The sequence below is a fragment of the Knoellia altitudinis genome, from assembly GCF_042666355.1.
GTDB classification, from domain to species: domain Bacteria; phylum Actinomycetota; class Actinomycetes; order Actinomycetales; family Dermatophilaceae; genus Knoellia; species Knoellia altitudinis.
Genome location: NZ_JBHTDK010000001.1, coordinates 2,761,078 through 2,785,485 on the forward strand (window position 1 = coordinate 2,761,078; position 24,408 = coordinate 2,785,485).

A 24,408-nucleotide genomic window follows, 5' to 3' on the forward strand; every position below is an offset into this window, starting at 1 on the left:
TGTTTACTCCATTCACACTAGTCACACGGTTCAATGGGTGGCCCCAGACGATTTGGAAGCCGCCATGTCACTCGCCCCGCGAACGACCCGCCGTCCCGTGGCCGCCCGTGCCGCTCGAGTGCCCGTCCTCGTCCTGCTCGGATCGATCGGCCTGACCGCCCTCCCGATGGCGGGGGCGGGCGCAGCGCCTCCCGCAACCGAGGGCGCGGCGTCCACTGCAGCCGCAGCCGCAGTCGCACCGACACCGGTCACGCCCACGCTGACGAAACGGGCCGTGGCCGACCTGCGCACCGTGGCGCCGGACACCGTCGAGGTGCCGCAGTCGGCTCCGATCGTCGCGCTGACCTGGAAGGCGGGCGAGGCACCTCCGGCCGAGGCCACGATCCTCGTGCGGGTCAGGGCCCAGCGGGGAGGATGGGGACCGTGGTTGGCGACGTCGGTCGACGACACCACGGACCCGAGCAGCCCGCACGCCCAGCGGGTCGGCACCGACCCCGTGTGGGTCGGACCCGGCGGGTCGGCCGTGCAGATCCGCCTCCCGAAGGTGGGCAAGGGAGTGTCCGCCGCGAGCAGTGCCCGATCCACGGCGAACCACGGCCAGGTCGAGCTCATCGATCCCGGACGGTCCGACCCAGACGGCTCCGCCGCGGCCTCCATGGCCTCGGTCCAGGCCGTCACGGCCCGTCCGAGCATCGTCTCGCGGGCAGGGTGGGGCGCCGACGAGTCGTTGCGCACCTGCGGACCGAGCTACGGCAGGACCCTCAAGGGCGTCTTCGTCCACCACACCGCTGGCTCGAACAGCTACACGGCATCGCAGTCCGCCGGCATCGTGAGGGGCATCTACGCCTATCACACCAAGAGTCTCGGGTGGTGCGACGTCGGCTACAACGTCCTCGTCGACAAGTACGGCCAGACGTTCGAGGGCCGTGCCGGTGGGCTGGAGCGAGTGGTGACCGGGGCCCACGCCCTGGGGTTCAACAGCGGCACGTGGGGAGTCTCCGTCCTCGGCAACTACTCGACCGCGACACCGACCTCGGCGACGATGTCCGCACTGGCCCGGGTCATCGCCTGGCGGTCGAGCACCTTCTACCGTTCGCCCACCGGGACGACCACCCTCACGAGCGCTGACTCGGGTTCTCGCTTCCCGAAGGGGACGAAGGTGGCACTGCCCTTCATCAGTGCACACCGCGACACCAACACGACCGAATGCCCGGGCAGCAACCTCTACGCCCGCCTGCCGGCACTGCGATCCGCGGTCGACGCGCTCGCCGACCACACCACCAGCCGCATCTACCGCTCGTGGGTCGTCCGCGGCGGGGAGCGGTGGCTCGGCCCGGTCGAGCAGGGCGAGAGGGCGACCCCCTTCGGGACGCGGACCATCTTCGGCAGCGGCACCTCGCTCTGGTCCACGGCGTCGAACGTCTTCCACATCGGGCCGGAGGCGACCCGGCTGTACGAGCTCCAGGGTGGAGAGGCAGCGTGGGGGCCGCCGGTGGGCGGCGAGAGGTCGATCACCGGCGGGATGCGGACGGACTTCGCCAAGGGCGTCTCCGCCGTGCTGCGGTTCGACCGCGGCCAGGCGTATGCCGTCCACGGCGCGATCCGCACCTCCTGGGACGCGCGCGGTGGACCGTCCTCACCGCCCGGGATGCCCGCATCGCACATGTGGCAACCCACGCCGACCGGGTGGGCGCAGAGCTTCCAGAACGGACAGATCCATCACAGCGGCACGACGGGTGCGAGGTTCGTGTCCGGCGAGATCCTTGCGCGGTTCCTCCAGTTCGGTGCCAGCTCGGGACGGCTCGGTTACCCCGCCACGGAGAAGTCCACCCCGAAGAGTGGGGCGTTCCAGGTCTTCCAGCTCGGTGGCCTCGCCTGGCACCCGACCACGGGGGCGCACGGGATCTTCGGCTCGATGAACGAGCGCTACGTCGAGCTGGGTGGGCCGGCGTCCTCGCTCGGGTTCCCGGTGGCGGAGAACCGACTCTGGTCCGGCGGCTACGAGCAGGACTTCCAGGGCGGCGTGATGCGCTGGCACCGTGCCACCGGGGCGGTGACGGTCACCGACGAGTGACGCGTTGCTATGGTGTTGCCTCCTTCCTCGACCGAAAGGGTGCTGGTGGCACCTCGCTTGCCCTCGTCCGCCATGTTCGGTCAGCTCGGGCGGTTCGGCGTGGTCGGCGCGTTGGGGTTCATCACCGACGTCGGAGGGTTCAACCTCCTGCGCTTCGCCGGTGGTGAGGGTCCGCTCCACGACTACCCGCTGACGGCCAAGGTCGTCTCGGGCACCCTCGCGACGATCGTGGCCTGGCTCGGCAACCGGTTCTGGACCTTCAGGAACACCCGACGCGACAAGGCGCACCACGAGTTCCTGCTCTTCGCCGTCGTCGCGACCCTCGGCACGCTCATCTCCATGGCGTGCCTGTGGGTCTCGCACTACGGGCTCGGGTTCCAGTCAGCCCTGGCCGACAACGTCTCGGCCAACGGCGTCGGCCTGGTGCTCGGGACGACCTTCCGCTTCTGGGCCTACCGACGGCACGTCTTCAGCCAGCACGGGGACCACAGTGGGATGAGCGAGCTCGCCGAGGGGCACCTGTCCGACGAGAGGACCAGCCCGCGCATCTGAGGCAGGGGCCCGAGGCGCTGCCTCAGCCCGCGGTCAGGAGGCGCGGACCTGGCGGTGGGGTCCCTTGGGGGTGCTCAAGCCACGACGAATGCTCCTGGCGCGCAGGCGCATCTTGAAGGTCAGGAGGATCATCTCGGTTCCCAGGGAGATGGTCTTGCCGAGCTCCCCGGTCACGGACGAGACGCCCACCCTGGGGAGGTAGTTGACCGGGATCTGGACCATCCGGGCCTTGGTGATGACCGAGATGAGCAGCATCTCCAGCCCATAGGCAGAGCCGTCGAGTCGCGAGCGCTCGAGGATGACCTGGGCGTGCTCCCGCGTCATGACCCGGAACGTGCAGCCGACGTCGCTGAGGTAGGTCGTGTTGTAGAGGACCTCGATGAGCTTGGCGACGGCCCAGTTGCCCCACTGGAGGAACCAACCCATGTTGGCGCCCTTCCAGATGAAGTTCGAGACGGTGCGCGAGCCGATGACCACGTCGCACTCGGGCAGGAAGGCCAGGAGCTTGGTGAGGTCCTCGGGCGCGAACGTGCCGTCGGGCTCGCAGATCGCGATGAGGTCGGTCCCCGCATCGGTCAGGCCCCGCTTGATGGCCGCGCCGTAGCCCTGGGTCGTCTCGATGATCTCGATCGCGCCGGTCTTGGCGACCTCCTCGGAGGTGCCCTGCGCCGCGTTGTTGTTGACGACGATGACCTTGTCGATCTCGGGCAGCGCCTCGAAGCGAGCGATGCACTCCGCGATGCTGTCCTTCTCGTTGTAGGTCGGGAGAACGACGGCGAGTGACTTGCCCTGCCACATGGTCAGGCCCTTCCGGGGTTGGCGACGATGAGCATCTGCCCGGCGAGGGGCTTGATGGGGGATCGGAGATACCAGGGGACGACGAACGTGAGCTTGGATCCCTTGGACTTCAGGGTCAACGGCATGAAGCGCGCCATCGCCTGCTCGATCGACCAGCCCTGCGACACGAGGTAGTCGGACAGTGACTGGTCGGTGTAGATGGCGACGTGGGTGAAGTCGTCGAAGTAGCGCCCGGGGTTGAGCCGGAAGTTGGGCTGCATGAGCATGAGCCGTCCACCGGGACGCAGGACGCGCTGCGCGTGCGACAGCAGCGAGTCGGACTGCTCACGGTGCAGGTGCTCGAGGAGGTTGCTCGCGAAGACGACGTCGAACGAGTGGTCGTCGAACTGGGACAGGTCCGTCGAGTCACCCACGACCGACTCGACGTGGTCGGCGGCAGCGGAGTGCACCGTAGCGTCGAGATCCATGGCCACCACGCGGCGGGCCTTGACCTGGTTGGAGAAGTCGCACCAGCCGGCGCCGAGCTCGAGGACGTCCGCGTTCGCGGGCACGAACCTCTGGAGGTAGTCGCACAGGTGCTCCCACACCTTGGCGCGGCTCGCATCCTGCTTGAGGCGAGTCTCGAAATACCCCGGGGTGTAGACGCCGGGAGAGTTCTCAGGCGTTCCGGACTCCGTCGACATGGGTGTTTCGTGCTCCTGAGGTCTGGATGTAAAGATGACGCACGGACTCTAACAGCCGCCCCGGCCCACTCGGAGAGCGAGATCCGTCCATCGAACCCCCGCACCCAGGAGCCACGTGAACACGAAGTCAGGTCCCGTCGGCCGAGCGAAACGTCTGCGGGGGAGTCTCGATCTGGCGACGTGGAGCAACCTGCTGTCCGTGGCGTTCGTCGCGGGGGCGGCCGGGGTCTATCTCGTGTATGCCGTGCGCACCGACCTGCCCATCGGCGCTGCCCTGCGTGCGAGCGCCGCCGTCGGGGTGACTCAGATCCTGCCCGGCGCCCTGCTGTGGCGAGCCGTGCGCCCGCGCAGTGGCTGGCTGCTCGAGGACCTCGCCATGGGCTTCGCACTGGGCATCGCCATCGCCGTGCCGACGCAGGTGATCGCGGGGCTCACGGGGCAGCTCTGGCTCGCGACGGTGATCCCGCTCGTGATCGCGGTGCTCCTGCTCGCGGTCCGGGCGACTCGCACCCGGATCCGGTCAGCGCGCTGGACGCCCATCCCGTGGTGGCTCGCACCGCTCACCGCGCTGAGCTCCTTCTGGGCGCTCCGGCAGCTCGTCGCCTACTTCCGGACCAACCAGGTCACGTGGGAGGGTCTCGGCCGACCGCACATCGACGCCTACCTCCACCAGGCGCTGGCGTCGCAGCTGCTGCACCGCGGTCCGACCAGCTGGCCCACGGTGATGGGCGAGGACCTCGGATACCACTGGTTCACGCACGCCTGGCTGGCTCACGTCACGGCGACGTCGGGGGCGGGGCTCGACCTCGTCCTCCTCCGGTTCATGCCGGCCCTCATGCCCCTCACGGTGGCCGTCTGCGTCATGGTCGCCGCCCTGCGGTTGTCGGGCAGCGCCAAGGTGGCCCTGCTCGCGAGCGTGATCGCGATGTTCGCCTCGCGCGGCAACCCGTTCGCGATCCCGGGGCTGAGCCTCCCGCTCACCCCCGACTCGCCGACCCTCGCCCTGGGCGTGCCGACCCTCCTCGCGCTGGTCGTGCTCCTCAACCAGCGTTGGCGCGGAGAGCTGCCCCGGGCCGCCTACCTCCTGGTGCCGCTGCTGTCGGTCATCGCGGCCGGGACCAAGGGCGGGACGTCGCCGCTCGTGGTCGCCGGCCTGGGCCTGGCCGTCGTCGCGATGCTCCTGTGGAACCGGTCCCTGTGCGTCAAGGTCGTCGTCGACCTGCTGGTCGTCGCTGCAGGCCTCGTCTTCGCCATCATCGTCGTCTTCCACGGGTCCAGTGCCGGACTGGCACTGGGCGTGGAGAACTCCGCCGAGCAGAGCTACGTCTTCTCGATGCTGGGCTCACTGCCGGACGTGCGGTTCGTGCGCGCCGCGGCGGTTCTGGCCGTCCTGGGAGGGCTCACCGCGGCAGCGCTCTCCTTCGCCCCCCTGTTCGGACGCGCAACCCGTCGTGACCCCCTGCCGTGGCTCCTCGCGGGTGGGTCGTTTGCGGGAGCTGCGGCGGTCGGACTCTTCTCACACCCGGGCCGCAGTCAGTACTACTTCCTGCTGACGGCGATCCCGTTGGCGGCCATCGGCTCGGCCATGGGTGCCCGTGCGCTGGCACAGGCCCTCGGGCGTCACGTCGTCGGCCCGCTGCTGGCGCTGGGAGTGGGGATCGGCGCCCTGGTCTACCTCGCTCCCACGCGACTCGTGGGCAGGCTGGGCGAGGAGAACGTCGGGCTGTTCTGGAACGCCCTGGCGGTTGCCGTGGCCGTCGTGGTCCTGGGCGCGGGCGCGGGCTGGCTGCTCGGTCGGCCGGGGGCTCGCCTGCGTGCCAGCCTGGCCACCCTGGCGGTCGCCGCACTCACCACGGGGGTCATCGCGGGGTTCGACACGGTCAGGGCGCCGCTCTTCCCACCGATTCCCGCGACCGAGTCCCTCAGGCAGCCCTTGGCCGTCTCCCAGGACCAGCTCGATGCCGCTCGCTACATCCGGGACCACTCAGGACCTCGGGACGTCGTCATGACCAACCGCCACTGCACCGCGATCCGAGCGCCGTTCGGTGGCTGCGACAGCCGACGATGGCTGGTCACGGCGTTCAGCGAGCGCCAGTCGCTCGTGGAGGGGTGGACCGCCACGCCCCGGGCGTCGCGAGAGGCGCCCGACGGCCGAGACTCGATCACGGTCGACTACTGGAAGCCCGACATCCTGCGGCTGAACGACGAGTTCATCGCCGCGCCCACCGAGGCCTCCCGTCAGCGGCTGTGGGACCTCGGCGTCCGCTGGGTCTACGTCGACAAGCTGCTGCCCCACGCCGACAGCCTGGCTCCCTTCGCCGCACCCCGGTTCGACTCGCCGGACGCCTCGGCCTGGCAGCTCGTCGCGCCCGGCGCCACCGGCTGATCAGTCGAACGTCAGCTCGGGCCCGGTCTTCTCGCGCAGCTCGTCCTGCGTGACACCGGGAGCGAGCTCGCGCACGACGAGCCCGTCCGCGGTCACGTCGATGACCGCGAGGTCGGTGATGATGCGCTGCACGACACCGAGTCCGGTGATGGGGAGGTCGCACTCGTCGACGATCTTGTGCGTGCCGTCCTTGGCGACGTGCTCCATGAGGACGATGACCTTCTTCGCGCCGTGGACGAGGTCCATCGCGCCGCCCATGCCCTTGACCATCTTGCCGGGGATCATCCAGTTGGCGATGTCGCCGGTGCGTGACACCTGCATGGCACCGAGGATGGCCGCGTCGACCTTGCCGCCGCGGATCATCCCGAAGCTCGTGGCGCTGTCGAAGTAGCTCGCGCCACGTCGGGCCGTCACCGTCTCCTTGCCCGCGTTGATGAGGTCGGGGTCGACCGCGTCCTCGGCGGGGTAGGCGCCGACCCCGAGGATGCCGTTCTCGGACTGGAGCACGAGCTCGACGTCGTCGGGGACGAAGTTGGGGACGAGCGTCGGGAGCCCTATGCCGAGGTTGACGTAGGAGCCGTCGGTCAGCTCGCTGGCGGCGCGCGCTGCCATCTCGTCGCGGGTGAGTGCCATCGTCAGGCGTCCTTCGGTGTCGTCACGGTGCGCTTCTCAATTCGCTTGTCCTGAGCCTGTTCTGGCGTCAGCGGAACAACGCGCTGGACATAGATCCCGGGCAGGTGGACCTCGTCGGGGTCGAGCTGCCCGGGCTCGACCAGCTCCTCGACCTCGGCGATCGTCGTGCGACCCGACATCGCGCACAGCGGGTTGAAGTTGCGGGAGGACTTGTTGAAGACCAGGTTGCCGTGGCGGTCACCCTTCCAGGCGCGCACGAGCCCGAAGTCGGCGACGATGCCCTCCTCGAGCACGAAGGTCCGCTCCTCGCCGCCGAGCCCGAAGGTCCGCGTCTCCTTGGGAGGCGAGGCGAGAGCGACAGTCCCGTCCGCGGCATACCTCCACGGCAGTCCACCGTCGGCGACCTGGCTCCCGACGCCCGTCGGGGTGAAGAAGGCCGCGATGCCGGCGCCGCCGGCACGCAGGCGCTCGGCCAGGGTGCCCTGTGGGGTGAGCTCGACCTCGAGCTCACCCTCGAGGTACTGGCGGGCGAACTCCTTGTTCTCGCCGACGTAGGACGAGACCATGCGCCGGATCTGCTTGGCACCGAGCAGGATGCCCAGTCCCCAGTCGTCCACGCCGCAGTTGTTCGAGAAGACCTCGAGGTCGCGCACCCCCCTGGCGTGCAGCTCGTGGATGAGAACGCTGGGTATGCCGCAGAGCCCGAACCCGCCGACGGCCAGGCTGGCGCCGTCGCGGACGTCCTCGAGGGCTGCGGCTGCGGAGGTGACGACCTTGTCCATGGGGGAACTCTAGTTCGCCGGATGGACGGCTCCGATGTGGTGTGGGTCCAGTGGTCCGAGTGGGCCATGGGGTGACGACACGCTCCGTGGATCTTCCTGACATTCGCCAGGTATCCCGCAAATCGTCCTGTAACAAGGGGGGTGAAACGAAGTACATCCGTGTAATTCCTCCGTTCCGCTTGCGCAACCAGTGTGACTGATGGGACAACTGTCGAGCCAAAGTGTCTGGTGGGACGTCTGTGACGGCCCTCCCGGCTCCCATCTCCTGCCTGTTCCGCCCCCTGAGGAGCTTTCGTTGACGCGCGCCACTTCGCCTGCCACGTCGACCCGAGGACCGGTTCGCGCCCTCGGTGCCGTCTCCGTCTCCCTCCTGTCGATCCCGCTCGGCCTCTCGTTCGCCGGCGGGACCGCCACGGCAGCGCGGATGGCGGGTGTCCCCACACCCCCGACGAAGCCGCTTCCCGTCGAGCTCGACATCGCCCCGAAGTACCAGGAGGGTTACCGCTGCCTCAGCGGTGACCTGCCGGGTCCGACGGCGTTCGCGCAGCTGCTCAACGGCCACTACGGCAGGCACGTCTACGGGATCAACCGGACCTGTGCCGCCGAGCACGGAGAAGGCCGCGCCCTCGACTGGATGGTCAACGCCTACAGCGCCGACGGGCTCGCCCTCGGCAACGCCATCACCCGTTGGCTGTCGGCGCCCGACGCGCAGGGCCGTCCCGGCGCGATGGCCCGCAGGTTCGGCATCAACTACATCATCTGGAACCGCCAGATGTGGCGCGCCTACGACCCGGCTCGCGGCTGGGCGCCCTACTCGGGGGTCTCCCCGCACACCGACCACATCCACATCTCGTTCACCTGGGACGGCGCCTACAAGCGCACCTCGTGGTGGACGGGCCAGGCACTCACCTCGGTCCAGCTCACGGGTCCCGTCTCCGGTCCGGCTACGCCGATCCCCAACACCGCTCCTCCCCTCACCGCCAGCGGATACCCGCTGCTCAAGCGCGGTGACACGCACAAGGACCTGCTCCTGGCCCAGGGTGCCCTCGGCCTGGCCAAGGACGGCGTGTTCGGTCCGGGCACCGAGTCGGCCGTCGCGTCCTGGCAGTCCCGCCAGGCCATCGCCGTCACCAAGCAGCTCGACAACGCGACGTGGACCCGACTCGTCCTGCGGGGACTCGTGCCGTCACGCGTCGCGGCGGCGCCCAGCCCGCTCGCGCCCTACGTCAACACGGTCATCCAGCGCGGCTCCAAGGGCCCGGCGGTCGTCACCCTGCAGAAGGCCCTCAGGATCACGGCTGACGGCTCCTTCGGGCCGGGCACCGAGACCAAGGTCAAGGCCTACCAGACCTCGAAGAGCATCGCCCCGACCGGCGTCGTCGCCTCGTCGACGTGGAAGGCGCTCATGGGCGTGGCGACGACCCCGCCCCCGCCGGTCACCACGACCCCACCGCCCACGACGTCGCCGCTGGCCGCCTACGCCAAGCTCGTCCTCCAGCGCGGGTCGAAGGGTCCTGCCGTCGTCGCCCTGCAGAAGGCACTCGGGGTCACTGCCGATGGCTCCTTCGGCCCGGGCACCGAGACCAAGGTCAAGGCCTACCAGACCTCGAAGCGGATCTCGCCCACCGGCATCGTCGCCTCGTCGACCTGGGCCGCCCTCATGGGCACCCCCACGACGGTGACGCCTCCGCCCGTCACACCGCCGACGAGCGCCGCCCTCACGACCGAGTTCACGGCATACAAGTCGACCGTCCTGCGCACCGGTTCCAAGGGCACGGCCGTCAAGGTGCTCCAGGCCGGCCTGGGAGGGCTCGCGGTGGACGGCTCCTACGGCCAGGCCACGGCGGCACGCGTCATCGCGTTCCAGAAGTCCGTCGGTCTCCCGGCCACCGGCGTCACCGACGCCGCCACGTGGGCCAAGGTCGAGCTCAAGGTGCACCCGTTGCTGCCCTTCTGGAACAGCGTCGCCAAGCGCGGCTCCAAGGGCGCTCACGTCCTCGCGGTCCAGCGGGCCCTCCGGATCGGCGCCGACGGCTCCTTCGGCCCGGCCACCGAGACGGCGGTCAAGGCCGCGCAGACCCGCGCCAAGCTCGCCTCCACCGGCGTCGTCGCGACGCTGACCTGGAAGGCCATCGAGAAGCAGATGTGACGCCCTCCGGGATCAGGGGCCAGTGGCCCCTTCGATCCCGGAGCGCTTCGCCAGGACGTCCGCCGGCGCCTCGCCGCGACTGAGCACGACCGAGCCGTCTGCCGCCCACAGGGCCAGGCAGGCGCGGAGGAAGTCGGCCGTGCCAGTCGTCGTGAGGTGCCGGCGTTCTGCTGGGCTCGCCTGCGGCACAGCCAAGTTCACCAGATCTGCGTATGCCGTCCGCTCGCCTCCGGCGACCAGGGCGGTGTCGCTGTCGTCCGGATGCTCCCAGGCGGCGAACTGGTCGCCGTGGGTGCTGAGCTCCTTGGCCTCGTCCATGACACCGCCCGGCGCCGGCGGAGTGGCAGCGCGTGCGAGACCGGCGAGCGTGACGAGGACCGACGGGGAGTGCTCGGTCGCGGCAGCCGCCGTGTCGTGGTCGGTGGTGATGAGGACGTCCGGCGGAGACGTGGCGTCGGTTGCGTCGAGGCTGACGGTGGCGCCGACGGACCAGACCGCGAGGGCCCAGTAGGCGGTGCGCCAGTGCGGCGGCAGGTCGAGCCGGACGACCGATCCCGGCGCGACGTCGAACTCGTCCTGGAGCGCGTTGGCCGCCTTGTTGACCCAGTTGGACAGGACGCGCGCAGACAGCTCGATGCGTTCGCCCCTGGTCGGGCCGTCGGTGTCGTCGTAGGTGGTGATCCGCGGCTTCGCGGAGTCGGAGCGGAGCATCTGCTGCAGGACGTCGGCGGGTCGGGTCACATCGGTCACCCTACGGACAGGGCGAGGATGGTAGCCACGGTGCGGAATAGACCGGACCCGGACCACGCTGCACACACTAATTGAAGTTTCAATCTCTCAACGGAGGTAGTCATGCCTGCAGTGACGGTTGACGACGTGCTTGCCCTGCCGAGGCTCGCCGCCCTTGACGTGACCGCCCACGGCCGGCCCGTCCAGAGCATCACCACGGCGCCGAGTGGCTTCGAGGGCGAGGGGTTCCCTGTGCGTCGCGCCTTCGCCGGTGTCGACCTGGCCGACCTCGACCCGTTCATCCACATGGACCAGATGGGCGAGGTCGAGTACGCGCCGGGCGAGCCCAAGGGCACGCCGTGGCACCCGCACCGTGGGTTCGAGACGGTGACCTACATGCTCGACGGGACCTTCGAGCACAAGGACTCCCACGGTGGAGGTGGCGTCATATCCGACGGTGACACCCAGTGGATGACCGCCGGTTCCGGCCTGCTGCACATCGAGGCTCCGCCCGAGGAGGTCGTCGTGAACGGTGGGCTGTTCCACGGGACCCAGCTGTGGGTCAACCTGCCGAGCCGGCAGAAGATGGCCGACCCGAGGTACCAGGACATCCGCGGCGGTGAGGTCCGGCTGCTCAGCTCACCTGACGGCGGAGCGCTGCTGCGCGTCATCGCCGGTGAGGTCGGCGGGCACGCCGGGCCCGGGATCACGCACACCCCGATCGCGCTCGTCCACGCCACCCTTGAGCCAGGTGCCGAGGTGGACGTCCCGTGGCGCCAGGACTTCAACGCGCTCGTCTACGTGCTGGCGGGAGACGGTCAGGTCGGTGCTGAGCGGCGACCCGTCCGGAAGGGACAGCTCGCGGTGCTGGGCGCGGGCGACTCGATCCGGGTCGGTGCCACCCGACGCCAGGAGGCACGCAGCCCCCAGCTCGAGGTGATGATCCTGGGCGGGCTGCCGATCCGTGAGCCAGTGGCCGCCTACGGGCCGTTCGTCATGAACACGCGCGCCGAGCTGGTCCAGGCCTTCGAGGACTTCCAGGCCGGGCGCCTCGGGGTCATCCCGTCCGAGCCGCACCCGGGCCACGTGGGGCTCCGGTAGCCGAGCCGGGCCCACCGCCGGCCCGGCGCCCGAGGGGCTCGAACCCCAGCGGATAGCGTTGGCGCCCATGAGCCGCTCCCTGCCGACCGCTGAGGAGGACCTGCCCGCATCATCGCTCGAGCGAGCGGCAGGTCGGTGGCTCCAGACGATCGTCCTCGGGGCCGCGACCTGGGTTGTCGTCATGTCCCTGGTCGCGGTCGTCCTCGCCGGGATCGGCTGGTGGTTCCCCTGGCTCGTCCTTCCACTCGCGGCCGTCGCGGCCGCCGGGAGCGGGTGGTGGGCACAGGGCATACCCGCTCGGTCGTTGCCCGTCTGGACCGCAGCGCTGCTGGTTGGCATCAGCGTCGGTGCCGGGATCTGGACTGGCACAACGCATTCCGAGCAGGTGCTGCCGCGGCGCGACTCCGCGAGCTACCTCCAGACGGCGATCTCGATGGCGGAGACCCACCGCCGGGTCGTGCCCGTCGACCCGGCCTCGGTCGGCGGTCCTGAGGTGCTTGCCCTCGACGGCATCACGCTCTCGAGCCCAGCGTTCTACGAGGTCGGCGGTGACGCGGACCCGGCGGTCCAGCCCCAGTTCGTCGTGGGACCCGGCGGGATCTGGTCGATGGGGGTGTGGCTCGGCGGCCCGATCGGGGCCCTGTTGCTCCCGGCGCTGATGTCGGCGCTCGGCATCCTCGGGATGGGTCTGCTCACCACCCGCATCGGCGCGCCGCGTTGGTCACCCCTGGCCGCGGCCGGGGTCGCCCTGCTCTTCCCGGTCCTCCACACGGCCCGGGCGACCTACTCCGAGCCGCTCGCCATGGTCACGCTCGGCGGTGGGCTGCTCGCTCTCGTCATCGCCGCCCGTCAGGGCGCTCGCGGCGAGGTCGGACGCGCTGCCCTCCTCGCCGGCGTCCTCGTCGGCGGCACGGCGTTCGTCCGCATCGACGGGTTGCGCGAGACGATCCTGCTCATCCCGGTCGCGGCCCTCGCGCTCGCGCAGGGCCAGCGGTGGCCGCGCCTGACCCTGCTCGGGGCGGGTGCCTCGACCCTGCTCGCCGGTCTGGCAGCGCTCTGGCTCTCGAACCAGTACCTCGGCACCATCGCCGCCAGCCTCGTCCCACTCGTCGGACTCGGCGTCCTCATGGGCCTCCTCGCGACCGCGATGCTCTGGTGGCAGCGACGTGGAGGCGCTGTGCCACAGGCGGTCTCACGCTTCCTGCCCGCCGCCCTGGGTGTCGCTGTCCTCGGCCTCGGCCTCCTCCTCGCGAGTCGGCCGCTGTGGCAGACGGTGCGCCAGTCTCCCGACGATCCCGGATCGCGCGTCGTCGCCGGGCTCCAGCTGCGTCAGGGTCTGACGGTCGACGGTGGTCGCACCTATGCCGAGCAGACCGTGGCCTGGCTGTCGTGGTGGGTCGGCGTCCCGGCGCTCGTCATCGCCCTGGCCGCTCTCGCGTGGGCCTTCCGTCTGGTCGCCTCGCACTGGGTCGCGCGGGAGCCGTTGCCGGCCTGGACCGGACCGCTGCTCGTCGGTGCCGGTTCGACGGCGATGACGCTCTGGCGCCCGGGCATCACGCCGGACCACCCGTGGGCCGAGCGGCGCCTGGTCATCGTGCTGCCGTTCGTCATCCTGTTGTGCGTGGCGGCTGCGGCGTATGCCGTCCGCCACCTCTCGCGGCGCGCTCCAGTCGCCGTGGCGGTCGGTGCGGGAGTGGCCGTCGTCGCCGCGACCATCATCCCGACCGCGTCCGCCACCTGGCCGCACCGTGCCGAACGGGTGGAGCTGGGTGCTCTCGCCTCGGTCGAGGGTGTGTGTGCCTCGTTCAGGGACGGTGACGTCGTCCTCGCCATCGACTCACGTGCGGCCAACGAGTGGCCGCAGGTCGTCCGCGGGCAGTGTGGCCGGGCGGCGCTGTCGACAACGCAGACGCTGCGTCAGGATCCGCCGAGGCTTGCGACGACCGTCGCGGCGATCGACCGGGCCGTCACGGCCCGTGGCGGCCGCCTCGTGCTGCTCGCCGCAGAGGGCACCACGCAGCTGGAGGCGTTGCGTGCCAACGACATCCGTCAGGTCAGCGACGTGTTCGTGGCCGAGGACGACCGGCTCCTCGAGCAGCGGCCGGACGGTCTCGTGCCCCTCTCGCTCGAGGTGTGGACCGCCGCTCCCGCTCGTTCCTGACTTCCCCAGCTGGACGGTTGGGGACGAGACCTCAGCGAGGGGTGAGGTCGTCCGGCAGGCGGCGGGCGACGGCGGCATACGTCGTCCTGTCCGACGCGACGACGAGGCCCGGCTGCGTCGATCGCGGAGCGTACTCGACGCCGTCGAGGTGTCCGACGTGGCCGCCGGCCTCGGTGACCATGAGTGAGCCGGGGGCGTGGTCCCACGCGTTGGAGCGGCTGTAGAGGATGTAGTCGACCTCGCCCTCGATGAGCTTGGGGTAGTCGACGCCGCAGCAGACCCAGGACGGTTGGAGCGCAGGGAGGTCCGCCAGGGCGTGGCCGCGCAGCGACCAGATGGACGTGGCGCCGCGGGGGGCGTCGTCGGGTCCGACGGGTCGACGGGTGACGCGCTCGCCGTTGCGCTCGACTCCGGCACCGCGCTCGGTGACCCAGGCCACCTCGTGCTCGGGCTGCCAGATCCAGCCGCGCACGGTCTGGCCCGCGACGGTCTCGGCGATCATCACGGCGTGGTCGGGGCTGCCGTGGACGAAGTTCTTGGTGCCGTCGACCGGGTCGACGGTGAAGGCGTGCTCGGCCGCGGTGTAGCGCGTGAGGATGCTCCCGTCGGCGCTGTGCGCCTCCTCGCCGAGGACGACGGCATCGGGGTATGCCGCGCCCAGCGCCTGCGTGATGAGCACCTCGGCCTCGCGGTCGGCGACGGTGACGAGGTCGCCGGGGTTCTTCTCGATCACCTCACCATCGGCCAGGGCCCGGAACCGGGGGGTGATGACCTCGGCGGCCACCTGCTTCATGAGGTCGAGTACTGCGCCTGTGTCCACGTGCTCCACGCTTCCACAGCACGGTGTCGCGGGACACGGCGGGTCCAGGGGTGCTCAGTCGACGAGGTACTGGTCGGCCCAGGCGCTGATGATGCGGGCGGCGCGCTTGGCCTGGCCTGGTGCGGTGAGCAGGTGGTCCGAACCCTCGAGCGACACGAAGCTGCGCGGGTGCCTTGCCGTGCGGAAGATCTCGCTGGCGTTCGCGATGCCAACGGTGTTGTCCGTGGGGGAGTGCAGCACGAGCAGGGGTCGACGCAGGCTGGTGATGCACTCGCGCAGGTCCGCGCGGCGCACGTCCTCGACGAAGTCCCGACGCAGCGTGAGCGCCTTGTTGCCGAACGTCGCGACGGCCTCACCCTCGGCGATGACCCGCTCGACGACCGCGTCGTACTGGTGCTCCACGTGCGAGGGGTCGAACGGAGCGCCCACCGTCGCCACCGCGCGGGCCTCGGGGATGCCCGCGGCCGCGGCGAGCACCGCCGCGCCACCGAACGAGTGCCCGACGAGCAGCTCGACGGGGCGGTCACTCGCGGCCATGAACCGGGCCGCCTCCACCGTGTCGGCCACCTTGTGCGAGAAGGACCCGTTGCCCCACTCGCCTGCGGAGTCGCCGAGCCCGAGGTTGTCGAAGCGGAGCATGCCGACGCCTTCGGCGGCCAGCTGCTTGCAGATCCGCGAGGCGGCTGCGCAGTCCTTGCCGAGGGTGAACCCGTGGGAGAAGACCCCCCAGCCCCGGGGCTTGCCCTCGGGCAGGTCGACGAGCCCGGCGAGCAGCTCGCCGGAGGAGCTGGGGAAGCGCACCCGCTCTGCCATGTCAGAGCACCTGGATCTCGCCAAGGGCGTCGAACCCGTCGCTGGCGGCCGGGCTGTCCGGGGTGCCGGGGGGCTGGGCGCCCTCGATCTCGGCGATGTGGACGAGGGCGTCACCCCGGTTGACGAGCGGGGCGGTGGTGCGGCCGATGACGACGCCGGCACGGTCGGCCCTGACGAGGCGCAGGGTCCGGCCGAACGAGTTGCTCAGGCCGCCGAGCCGGTCGTCCACCTCGACCCTCTGGCCCAGGGTGGCGTCGAGGTGGACGATCCCGGTGCGTCCGGCCCTCAGCCAGCCGCTGCGCCGGCTCACCAGGCCGGCCACCGGAGGGGCGCCGACCACGGGGTCAACCATGTCGAGGGCCTCGAGGACCCGCAGCACACCGGCCACGCCGGCCTCGATGGCCCACTGGTCGAAGCGCATCGCCTCACCGGCCTCGTAGAGGAGCACCGTGGCCCCGGTCTCGCGGGCGGCTGCTCGGAGCGACCCGTCGCGCAGCTTGGCGTGCAGCATCACCGGCGCGCCGAAGGCCTCGGCGAGGGCACGGGTGCGGGGGTCGTCGAGGTCGGCGCGGATCTGCGGCAGGTTGGTGCGCCGGTCGGAGCCGGTGTGCAGGTCGATGCCGACCTCGCACTTGGCGACGACCTCGCGCATCATCAGGTTCGCGATGCGCCCCGCCAGCGACCCGCGGGACGACCCGGGGAACGAGCGGTTGAGGTCACGCCGGTCGGGGAGGTAGCGGTCACCGGCCATGAAGCCGTGGACGTTGACGATCGGGACGGCGAGCAGCGTGCCCCGGAAGGTCTTGGGGGACAGGGTCGCCAGGACGCGACGGATGACCTCGACACCGACGACCTCGTCGCCGTGGATCGCGGCGTTGACCCACACGACCGGCCCGTCGTGACGGCCATGGACGACACGCACGGGGAGGCTGAGCTCCGACCCGGTGACGAGCTTGGTGATGGGTAGCCCGATCTCGCGGGTGTGCCCGGGCCGCACCTTGACGGTCCCGATGCCGAACGACGCGCGAGCAGCGGGCCTCGTGGCTGCCATCACCGGCCCCTGTTGCGGCGCCGAAGATGCAGCTTGGGGCGAGGCCCGAGATAGGACACGGCCGGGTCGACGAGATAGCCGTGGAGCAGGGTCTCGCGGCCGACGAGCATGCGGAACCCCATCTCGTCGCGCCGGCTCAGGGTGACCTCGGTCGTGCGGCGGCGGCGGGCGAGGACAAGCTCGAGCTCGACGACGAGGCGTTGCTCGGAGTGTCCCGAGGACGAGCGCACGACCCGCTCGTCGACGACGGGACGCTCGAGGGTGACGGCGTCCTCGTCGCTGCCCTGCCAGGGGTGGATCGAGAAGCGCACCCACGGATCCCCGTCCCGCTCGAAGCGCTCGAGGTCGAAGGCGTGCACCGCGGAGGACCGGGCCCCGGTGTCGATCTTGGCCTTGATCCACGGAAGGCCGGCGGACGGCATACGCACCCACTCACGCCATCCGACACGGATGGTTGGATGGGATTCGACCGGCACCCGACCATCCTTGCAGGTACCCCACATGAAGCTTGCGATTCTCTCGCGCGCGCCCAAGGCCTATTCGACACAACGACTGCGCACCGCCGGACTCGACCGGGGGCACGACGTCAAGGTGCTCAACACGCTGCGCTTCGCCATCGACCTGTCGGGGCCCGAGCCCGACCTCCAGTTCCGCGGCCGGACGCTCTCGGACTACGACGCGATCCTGCCGCGCGTCGGGGCGTCGGTGACCTACTTCGGCACGGCCGTGGTGCGGCAGTTCGAGCAGATGGACGTCTACACCCCGAACACCGCGAACGGGATCTCGAACTCGCGCGACAAGCTGCGCGCGACCCAGATCCTGTCGCGGCACCAGATCGGTATGCCGGCCACGACCTTCGTGCGCAACCGGGCTGACGTCCTGCCCGCGATCGAGCGGGTCGGTGGCGCGCCCGTCGTCATCAAGCTGCTCGAGGGCACGCAGGGCATCGGGGTCATCCTCGCCCCGGACACCAAGGTCGCCGAGGCGATCATCGAGACGTTGCACAGCACGAGCCAGAACGTCCTCATCCAGAGCTTCGTCAAGGAGAGCAAGGGGCGCGACATCCGGGCCCTCGTCGTCGGCGACCGGGTCGTGGCCGCGATGCGCCGGACCGCGCAGGGGGACGAGTTCCGCTCCAACGTCCACCGTGGCGGCACGGTCCAGGGGGTCACGCTCGACCCGGCGTTCGAGGAAGCAGCGGTGCGTTCCGCCCAGATCATGGGGTTGCGCGTCGCGGGAGTCGACATGCTCGAGGGCGCCGACGGCCCACTCGTGATGGAGGTCAACTCCTCGCCGGGACTCGAGGGCATCGAGACGGCGACCAAGCTCGACGTGGCCGGTGCGATCATCGACTACATCGGCAACCAGGTGGCCTTCCCCGAGATCGACGTGCGCCAACGCCTCACCGTCTCAACGGGATACGGCGTCGCCGAGCTCGTCGTCCATGGCGGCGCCGACCTCGTCGGCAGGACGATCGCGGAGTCCGGGCTCGAGGACCGCGACATCACGGTGCTGACCCTGCACCGCGGCACCACCGTCATCCCCAACCCGCGTCGGCGCACCGCGCTCGAGCCGGAGGACCGACTGCTCTGCTTCGGCAAGCTCGAGGAGATGCGCTCGATGATCCCCGAGCGCCGTCGTCGCCGCGCCAAGGTCCGCAAGCTCCCCAAGGACCCCATCCACGAGGCGTGACCGCCCTCGGGGTGCAGACCTTCCCCGACCTATCGTTCAGGTCAGGACACGCCGGTATGCCGTCTGCCCATCGAACCATCAGCGGCATGAGCGGACGTTCCACAGGGCAGCTCGTCGGCAGGCCGGTCAACCCGCCGCGCGAGCAGGAGGTGGGGCTCCGCACGCAAGTGCATCACATCCGATGTGTCAAAGCGGGTGGTCACGGACTGGTTCTGTCCTTCGCAATCCTGTTCGCGCCAAAGGGCCCAACCAGCACCTCACCCCTATAGTCGTCCCATGTCTCTGCGGCAACGGAGATGCGCGTGGCACAGGCGCCGGTCGGGCCCATGAAACGACCTCGCCCAGCAGTCGAACGTCGACACCCGCCGAAAGCCTTGATGCGACTCGTGAACCCTGTCGCCCGCCGCATGGTCGGCCGGGGAGCAGCAGGGGACCAGCTGGTCATTCTCCACTTCACCGGTCGCAGGAGCGGTCGGCGGTACGACGTGCCGACTGGCTACCGTGCGATCGACGGTTCTCTGTCGGTGTTCACCTCGAGCGGGTGGCGACACAACTTCAAGATGAGCCAGGTCATCGAGGTGACGACCCACGGCCAGCGCCGACAGATGCGCGCTGAACTGGTCGAAGACCCGGACACCGTGGCAGACACCTACTGGCGGCTCATCGACAAGCACGGCGTCAAGTGGGCAGATCGCCACCTGGGAATTCGGATCAATACCCGCCACGCACCATCCCGTGCAGAGCTCAAGGAGATGGTGCAGCGTTCCGGGCTGTCAGTCCTGCTACTGACTCCGCAGTGACCCACGAAGCCGCAGACGCGCGATGGGTGGAGCACTGTCCCAGGCCGGCTCAGCCTCACCGCCCACCGAGGAGGAATCAGGCTGGGCCAGGCTGCAGCTGCCCAGTGTGGAGCTGGTAGAGGATCCCCACGCAGCTCGCGTAGTTGGTGGCCAGATAGCGGCTGTCACCTTCTCGTCCATAGAAGTAGTACGGGAATCCACCGACCATCTCCTCGATTCCCTTGCAGTTCGCGATCGCGGCAGCACGGGTCGGGAATGCTCCCTCCATCAACGCGTCCATGCCGATAGAGGCCACACTGCTCACGCAGCCGCCATGGCTACCGAGGTAGCCGTCTGCATTGTTGGACATCTTGCAGAGCTGGGCGGCATTGGGGGCCGCCGGGTCTGCTGCGGCGGTCGTCGCGGTCATGCCGACGGTGCCCGCCGCGATGGCGAGCGCCGCTGCCACTCGGGAAACCTTCATTGCTCTCTCCGTTCCTTTGCGGTGATTCGGGTGTGTGTCTGTCCGTGCGTACCTGAGGCCGGTCCCGGTCGACGAGGCTCAGCAGCCTGTGCCGCAGGCCCCTACAGCGGTGGTCCGTTGGTCGGCGGCGGAAGCACTGCAAGGAGGTCTTGAAGCACCTGTCCGCAGGCAGCCCTGTTGCGGACCTCGAAGCGTCCGTACAGCAGGGCCGGGTACGTCAGGCCGAACGACTCCTCCAGGTACGCGCACTGTGCAGTCGTCGCCGGAATAGTGAAGGCATCGGACGTCACGACTCCGTCGCGCAGCCCCGATGCCACGGTGCTCACGCAGCCGGCTCGGGACTCGATCGAGAAGCCGATCACCGCGCTACCTGCGCTTGCTGTCGATCGCATCGGGACCCAGTACGCCTCGATCACGCGACCGTCGAAGGTCGTCCACTCGAAGAAGTGCGTGTCGCAGTAGCGTGCCGGGTTCACCCCTGCACCGGCGGCAGCATGGGTGGATGTGGGCGCGGCGACGGACACGACCGCCGCGAGCACAGAGAGCAACAACATCCGCGGTACAAGGGGCACGGCGCCTCCTCAACTCGGTCCGACTGAGCACAGGCCTCATCGGTGGTTGCGGAGCGCAGGCGTCTACCTCTTGCCACCGACCCGGTAGGCCAAGGATGACAAGTGGCCAAACCGTGTGGAGACACTATCGACCGATGAGCCGCTCGTCCCCGATTCGGTGAAATCTCCTCCGTGCCTAGTTCACGCGGGAACACGCGGAAGGAATGGGCCCCCGAAGTAACCAGGGGGCGCCGGCTGGATCGACGCAGCTGCGACCCCCGGGTTGTGAGAGTGAGCCGTTCATCTGCTTCCTCTTCTTCGTGCTGGAGGCGATCTGACGCTCGTATGCCGTGTGCTCGTCCGTGTCAGGGCGCGGACCTCGGGCGCCGGCCGGTCTGCCAGTCAAGCGACCACGAGGACATGCGCACGGCGATGACGACCCCGATGGACACGAGGGCGGAGACCAGGACCGGCAGCTCGAGGGAGCGCAGCACGAAATAGGTGACACAGCCGGGGATGGCCGCGAGCACGTAGAACGACCCGGGCCGGAAGTGCTCCGGGGTGGTGTTGATGAGCACGTCGCGGATGAGCGCCCCGCCGACCCCGGCGATCGTGCCGACGAAGACGCACGAGATCGGCGGCAGCCCGACCGTCATCGCGCGATCCGTCCCGAGGATCGAGTACATCGCGAGCGACATCGCGTCGAGCAGCGTGAACGCGACGTCCCGGCGGAACCGCAACGGCCCGACCACCCTGAGCAGCGGCGCGACGAGCACGCCCCCGACGAACGCCGACGGCAGCAGCCACGGCGACGTGAGGGCGCGCACCGGCACCTGCAGGAGGAGGTCACGCAGCAGCGCCCCACCCAGCCCGCCGATGACGGCGAGGAAGAGCACGCCGACGATGTCGAACCCCTGACGCCGCGCGGCCAACGCACCGGCCAGCCCGCCGAACCCCACCGCGACGGCGTCGATCCAGAGGGGGATGGCGAGCGAGTTCACGCCAGCAGGCTAGTGGGCAGCAGGTCCGGTGCCGCTCACCCCGCCCTCACCCGCCCCTCGCCCCGCCCTCACCCGCGTGCGGGCGCCCCGCCGATCGCCGGAGAAGGCGTCACCGACCGGTAGTCTCGGCAGCGATGAACGAGCACCCTGAGACCGAGGTCATCGCGACCACACCGCCGGCGCCCACGGCCCCACCGACCGAGCGCATCACCGTGCGCACGGGTGAGCTCGCGGGCGGGAGCGACGACCCCGGTGAGGTCGGTGAGAGCGCACCGCACGGTGAGCGGACGGCATACGAGACGCCTGTCGACCCCGCCACCCGCTCGGCCCTGCTCGAGGACGGCACGCCACGGCCCTACGTGACGATCGTCCTGCCCTGCTTCAACGAGGGTGCCCACGTCCTCAAGGAGATCGACCGCATCACGGCGGCCATGAACAGCAGCGAGTTCACCTACGAGCTGCTGTGCATCGACGACGCGTCGACCGACAACACCCTCGAGGTGCTGGAGCAGGCGGCGCGCGACTTCGCGAACCTGCGGATCATGCCGTTCCGCCGCAACGGGGGATCGGGCACGGCGCGCCGCATCGGGACCCAGCAGGCCCACGGCGAGATCGTCGTGTGGACCGACGCCGACATGACCTACGAGAACGAGCGCATCCCCGAGCTCGTCCGGATCCTGCGTGACGACGCGAGCTACGACCAGGTCGTCGGCGCGCGCACCACGGAGGAGGGCACCCACAAGTGGGCGCGCGTCCCGGCGAAGTGGTTCATCCGCAACGTCGCGCAGTGGCTGACCAAGACCAGGATCCCCGACCTCAACAGCGGGCTGCGGGCGTTCCGTCGCGAGGTGTCGCTGCCCTACCTGCGGCTGCTTCCGGCGGGGTTCTCGTGCGTCACGACGATCACGATCGCGTTCCTCAGCAACCAGCACGACATCAAGTACGTCGAGACGGCTTATGCCAAGCGCGCCGGCGTGAGCAAGTTCCACTTCGTGGGCGACGCCTACCGCTACATCCTCCAGGTCCTGCGCATGGTCATGTACTTCGACCCGCTCAAGGTCCTCATGCCGCCGGCCCTCTGGATGATCCTCCTGGGCCTCGGCAAGGGAGTCGTCGACATGGTGCGACACCCGTTCTACTTCCCGGCATCGACCGTCCTGCTCATCGTCAGCGGCATGATGATCGCCTCGCTCGCCCTGCTCTCCGACCTCGTCGTGAGGTCGAGAGACGGTGTCTGACCGGGACAACTCGGCCTCCCTCCGCCTCGCAGTCGTCGGGCCGACCCACCCCTACAAGGGTGGCGTCGCCTCGCACACGACCGAGCTCTGCCACGAGCTCGCCGAGGCGGGGCACGACGTCACGCTCGTCTCGTGGAGCCACCTCTACCCCTCGTTCCTCTACCCGGGCGAGCAGGCCGTCCCCGGAGGGGCGCCCGACGTCGAGCCGTTCCCGCGGACCATCCGCTCGCTCTCGTGGGCGCGCCCCGACACGTGGGTGCGCACCGGGCGGCGGCTGCGGGGCATGGACGCGATCATCGTCGTCCACGTCATCCCGCAGGGGGTCCCGTCCAACCTGGCCGTCCTGCGTGCCGCCGGAGCCGGGCGCACCTCGAGCAGCGGGCTCGGTCCGCGCTCCATCGTCATCGCCCACAACGTGCTGCCGCACGAGACCCGCCCGGGCGACCGGCAGCTCATGGGCGCCCTGTTCGGGCGGGTGGACTCCGTCGTCGTGCACTCCGACTCGCAGGCCAAGCTCGCCACCGAGCTCGGCGCCGCGCACGTCCGTGAGCTCGACCTCCCGCCTCACCTGCCCGGCGGTCCGCCCGAGAAGCACGTCGAGTCCACCGGTCCCACCCGCCTCCTCGCGCTGGGGATCGTGCGCGACTACAAGGGTGTCGATCTGCTCCTCGACGCCATGCTCGACGTCCCCGAGCTCACCCTCACCATCGCGGGTGAGATGTGGGGCGACAGCGGTCGTCGGGTCAAGGAGCTCGCCGCCGACCCGCGGCTGGCCGGTCGCGTCGAGGTGCACAGCGGCTACGTCCCGGCCGACCGCATCGCCGCGCTCCTGGCTCGCCACGACATCCTGACCCTGACCTACCGCCACGCCACCGCGTCCCAGAACGTGCTGCTGGCCGGCCTCCACGGACTCCCCGTCCTCGCCTCGCACGTCGGCACGTTCGGCGGCCAGGTCCGCGACGGTGTCGACGGACTTCTCGTGCCGCCCGGTGACCGGGCGTCCCTCGTCGAGGCGTTGCGTCGCCTCTCCGACCGTGGGTATGCCGCCCGGCTGCGTTCCGCGGTCCGCCCACCTGATCTCAGCGGACCGTGGGCGCACTACGTGGGCGGCATCGAAGCACTCGCCAGCACCGAGTCCGAGGCGCTGGTCGACGAGGCCGAGCGCGACGTCGTTCCGCCGGACACCCCGGTGCAGCGCGCCAAGGACCTCGTCACGGCTGTCCGGATGCGCCGTCGCAGACAGCTGACTCTGCGTCCCGCCGACTTCCCCGAGTGGGTGCGGGCGTCCGACCTGCTCGCCGTGGACGAGGACGCCCTCGACGCGCAGCACCTCGCCCGCCAGCTGGGCCTCCCGCGCTGCTCCGACGCCGTCTCGGCGTGGGCGGCGCTCGGTGCCCTCGCCGCGATCCTGCGGATCCGGGACGACGGGCGCCGGGGCGCGCTCATCGTCGACGAGTCGGGCACCCGCAGCCCGTTCTCACGCTGGTCCCGGGCGCTGGGGTTCGAGCCGGTCGAGCTCGAGCTCACCGGTCGGCGCACCTCGGTCGAGGTCCTCGACGTCGACACCGCGAGCCTCGACGTCATGGCCCGCCTGCACCCCGGTGGCTGTGGCGCCGACGACGTCGACCACGCCGTGGGACAGGCCTCCTGGGCCCTGCGCTCGGGTGGCCTCCTGATCATCACGGTGCCCGTGGGTGAGGACGACCCGGAGTGGGCCATCAGTCCTGCCGACATCCGCGGGATCGTGGCGCGCGCCGACGACCTCGGTCTCGTCCTCGTCGGAGACGTCGACGGCGACATCACCGAGCGCATCCGGGTCGCGTCGGCCTCCGCCCGTGAGGTGCGCGCAGCGCAACCGGGGGCGCGTCGATCCGGTGCGGTCCCGGCATACGGGATCCTGCGGCTCACCTTCCGGCGCCGGTGACGCCGTG

Annotated in this window: 22 protein-coding genes; 10 read left to right on the forward strand and 12 right to left on the reverse strand. The window is 70.2% G+C overall.

Annotated elements, in window-relative coordinates; genetic code table 11:
* The first annotated feature begins 64 nt into the window (after window positions 1–64).
* Together ACFQW8_RS13015 and ACFQW8_RS13020 are read left to right on the forward strand one after the other, a co-directional pair.
* On the forward strand, window positions 65–2,074 hold the full coding sequence (locus ACFQW8_RS13015) for an N-acetylmuramoyl-L-alanine amidase (protein WP_380087982.1): 2,010 nt from the start codon (window positions 65–67) through the stop codon (window positions 2,072–2,074).
* Between the two features lie 45 nt (window positions 2,075–2,119).
* Window positions 2,120–2,626, forward strand: coding sequence for a GtrA family protein (locus ACFQW8_RS13020; protein ID WP_380087984.1), 507 nt, complete (start codon window positions 2,120–2,122; stop codon window positions 2,624–2,626).
* Window positions 2,627–2,659: 33 nt separating this feature from the next.
* Here the strand turns inward: ACFQW8_RS13020 and ACFQW8_RS13025 are convergent, their stop codons facing one another.
* The gene (locus ACFQW8_RS13025; RefSeq protein ID WP_380087986.1) at window positions 2,660–3,424 is read right to left on the reverse strand and encodes a glycosyltransferase family 2 protein; all 765 of its coding nucleotides are present in this window, start codon (window positions 3,422–3,424) and stop codon (window positions 2,660–2,662) included.
* A 2-nt stretch (window positions 3,425–3,426) separates the two neighbouring features.
* Complete coding sequence (locus ACFQW8_RS13030) at window positions 3,427–4,107, reverse strand: class I SAM-dependent methyltransferase (RefSeq protein WP_380087988.1); 681 nt, start codon at window positions 4,105–4,107, stop codon at window positions 3,427–3,429.
* A gap of 115 nt (window positions 4,108–4,222) precedes the next feature.
* On the opposite strand from ACFQW8_RS13030, the gene ACFQW8_RS13035 reads away from it, so the two are divergent.
* A complete protein-coding gene (locus tag ACFQW8_RS13035; protein ID WP_380087990.1) occupies window positions 4,223–6,493 on the forward strand; it encodes a hypothetical protein in 2,271 nt (756 codons plus the stop codon).
* Here ACFQW8_RS13035 and ACFQW8_RS13040 read toward each other — a convergent pair whose 3' ends face one another.
* Both ACFQW8_RS13040 and ACFQW8_RS13045 read right to left on the reverse strand, forming a co-directional pair.
* Window positions 6,494–7,126 (reverse strand): 3-oxoacid CoA-transferase subunit B, encoded by a 633-nt coding sequence (locus tag ACFQW8_RS13040; RefSeq protein ID WP_380087991.1) that lies wholly within the window; start codon window positions 7,124–7,126, stop codon window positions 6,494–6,496.
* A 2-nt stretch (window positions 7,127–7,128) separates the two neighbouring features.
* Complete coding sequence (locus ACFQW8_RS13045) at window positions 7,129–7,908, reverse strand: CoA transferase subunit A (RefSeq protein ID WP_380087993.1); 780 nt, start codon at window positions 7,906–7,908, stop codon at window positions 7,129–7,131.
* Window positions 7,909–8,203: 295 nt separating this feature from the next.
* Here ACFQW8_RS13045 and ACFQW8_RS13050 point away from each other — a divergent pair, with 295 nt between their 5' ends.
* Window positions 8,204–10,057 carry a peptidoglycan-binding domain-containing protein gene (locus ACFQW8_RS13050; RefSeq protein ID WP_380087995.1) on the forward strand — a complete coding sequence of 618 codons (1,854 nt, stop codon included), beginning with the start codon at window positions 8,204–8,206 and terminating at the stop codon, window positions 10,055–10,057.
* Window positions 10,058–10,069: 12 nt separating this feature from the next.
* Here ACFQW8_RS13050 and ACFQW8_RS13055 read toward each other — a convergent pair whose 3' ends face one another.
* On the reverse strand, window positions 10,070–10,798 hold the full coding sequence (locus ACFQW8_RS13055; RefSeq protein ID WP_380087997.1) for a TIGR03089 family protein: 729 nt from the start codon (window positions 10,796–10,798) through the stop codon (window positions 10,070–10,072).
* Window positions 10,799–10,909: 111 nt separating this feature from the next.
* On the opposite strand from ACFQW8_RS13055, the gene ACFQW8_RS13060 reads away from it, so the two are divergent.
* Complete coding sequence (locus ACFQW8_RS13060) at window positions 10,910–11,887, forward strand: pirin family protein (RefSeq protein WP_380087999.1); 978 nt, start codon at window positions 10,910–10,912, stop codon at window positions 11,885–11,887.
* A 67-nt stretch (window positions 11,888–11,954) separates the two neighbouring features.
* Window positions 11,955–14,048: a hypothetical protein gene (locus ACFQW8_RS13065; RefSeq protein ID WP_380088000.1), complete on the forward strand. Its 2,094-nt coding sequence runs from the start codon at window positions 11,955–11,957 to the stop codon at window positions 14,046–14,048.
* A gap of 31 nt (window positions 14,049–14,079) precedes the next feature.
* Here ACFQW8_RS13065 and ACFQW8_RS13070 read toward each other — a convergent pair whose 3' ends face one another.
* Genes ACFQW8_RS13070 through ACFQW8_RS13085 form a run of 4 tightly spaced genes read right to left on the reverse strand, consistent with a single transcriptional unit; the run spans window position 14,080 to window position 17,235 of the window.
* Window positions 14,080–14,868, reverse strand: a complete 789-nt coding sequence (locus ACFQW8_RS13070) for an inositol monophosphatase family protein (RefSeq protein WP_380088001.1) — start codon at window positions 14,866–14,868, stop codon at window positions 14,080–14,082.
* Window positions 14,869–14,922: 54 nt separating this feature from the next.
* On the reverse strand, window positions 14,923–15,681 hold the full coding sequence (locus ACFQW8_RS13075) for an alpha/beta hydrolase family protein (protein ID WP_380088003.1): 759 nt from the start codon (window positions 15,679–15,681) through the stop codon (window positions 14,923–14,925).
* A 1-nt stretch (window position 15,682) separates the two neighbouring features.
* Complete coding sequence (locus tag ACFQW8_RS13080) at window positions 15,683–16,732, reverse strand: succinylglutamate desuccinylase/aspartoacylase family protein (protein ID WP_380088005.1); 1,050 nt, start codon at window positions 16,730–16,732, stop codon at window positions 15,683–15,685.
* Window positions 16,732–17,235 (reverse strand): ATP-dependent zinc protease family protein, encoded by a 504-nt coding sequence (locus tag ACFQW8_RS13085; protein ID WP_449274534.1) that lies wholly within the window; start codon window positions 17,233–17,235, stop codon window positions 16,732–16,734. The genes ACFQW8_RS13080 and ACFQW8_RS13085 overlap by 1 nt, the downstream gene beginning before the upstream one ends.
* Between ACFQW8_RS13085 and ACFQW8_RS13090 the strand changes: the two genes are divergently transcribed.
* Both ACFQW8_RS13090 and ACFQW8_RS13095 read left to right on the forward strand, forming a co-directional pair.
* On the forward strand, window positions 17,234–18,424 hold the full coding sequence (locus ACFQW8_RS13090) for a RimK family alpha-L-glutamate ligase (protein WP_380088008.1): 1,191 nt from the start codon (window positions 17,234–17,236) through the stop codon (window positions 18,422–18,424). The two genes, ACFQW8_RS13085 and ACFQW8_RS13090, sit on opposite strands and share 2 nt — an antisense overlap.
* A 386-nt stretch (window positions 18,425–18,810) precedes the next feature.
* Complete coding sequence (locus ACFQW8_RS13095) at window positions 18,811–19,224, forward strand: nitroreductase/quinone reductase family protein (RefSeq protein WP_380088010.1); 414 nt, start codon at window positions 18,811–18,813, stop codon at window positions 19,222–19,224.
* Window positions 19,225–19,300: 76 nt separating this feature from the next.
* Here the strand turns inward: ACFQW8_RS13095 and ACFQW8_RS13100 are convergent, their stop codons facing one another.
* The 3 genes from ACFQW8_RS13100 to ACFQW8_RS13110 form a co-directional block, all read right to left on the reverse strand.
* Window positions 19,301–19,672: a hypothetical protein gene (locus tag ACFQW8_RS13100; protein ID WP_380088012.1), complete on the reverse strand. Its 372-nt coding sequence runs from the start codon at window positions 19,670–19,672 to the stop codon at window positions 19,301–19,303.
* Window positions 19,673–19,788: 116 nt separating this feature from the next.
* Complete coding sequence (locus tag ACFQW8_RS13105) at window positions 19,789–20,259, reverse strand: hypothetical protein (protein WP_380088014.1); 471 nt, start codon at window positions 20,257–20,259, stop codon at window positions 19,789–19,791.
* A 344-nt stretch (window positions 20,260–20,603) separates the two neighbouring features.
* A complete protein-coding gene (locus tag ACFQW8_RS13110; RefSeq protein WP_380088016.1) occupies window positions 20,604–21,239 on the reverse strand; it encodes a trimeric intracellular cation channel family protein in 636 nt (211 codons plus the stop codon).
* Between the two features lie 134 nt (window positions 21,240–21,373).
* On the opposite strand from ACFQW8_RS13110, the gene ACFQW8_RS13115 reads away from it, so the two are divergent.
* Window positions 21,374–22,477 carry a glycosyltransferase family 2 protein gene (locus ACFQW8_RS13115; RefSeq protein ID WP_380088018.1) on the forward strand — a complete coding sequence of 368 codons (1,104 nt, stop codon included), beginning with the start codon at window positions 21,374–21,376 and terminating at the stop codon, window positions 22,475–22,477.
* On the forward strand, window positions 22,470–24,401 hold the full coding sequence (locus ACFQW8_RS13120) for a glycosyltransferase family 4 protein (RefSeq protein WP_380088019.1): 1,932 nt from the start codon (window positions 22,470–22,472) through the stop codon (window positions 24,399–24,401). Before ACFQW8_RS13115 ends, ACFQW8_RS13120 begins: the two co-directional genes overlap by 8 nt.
* The last annotated feature ends 7 nt before the right edge of the window (window positions 24,402–24,408 follow it).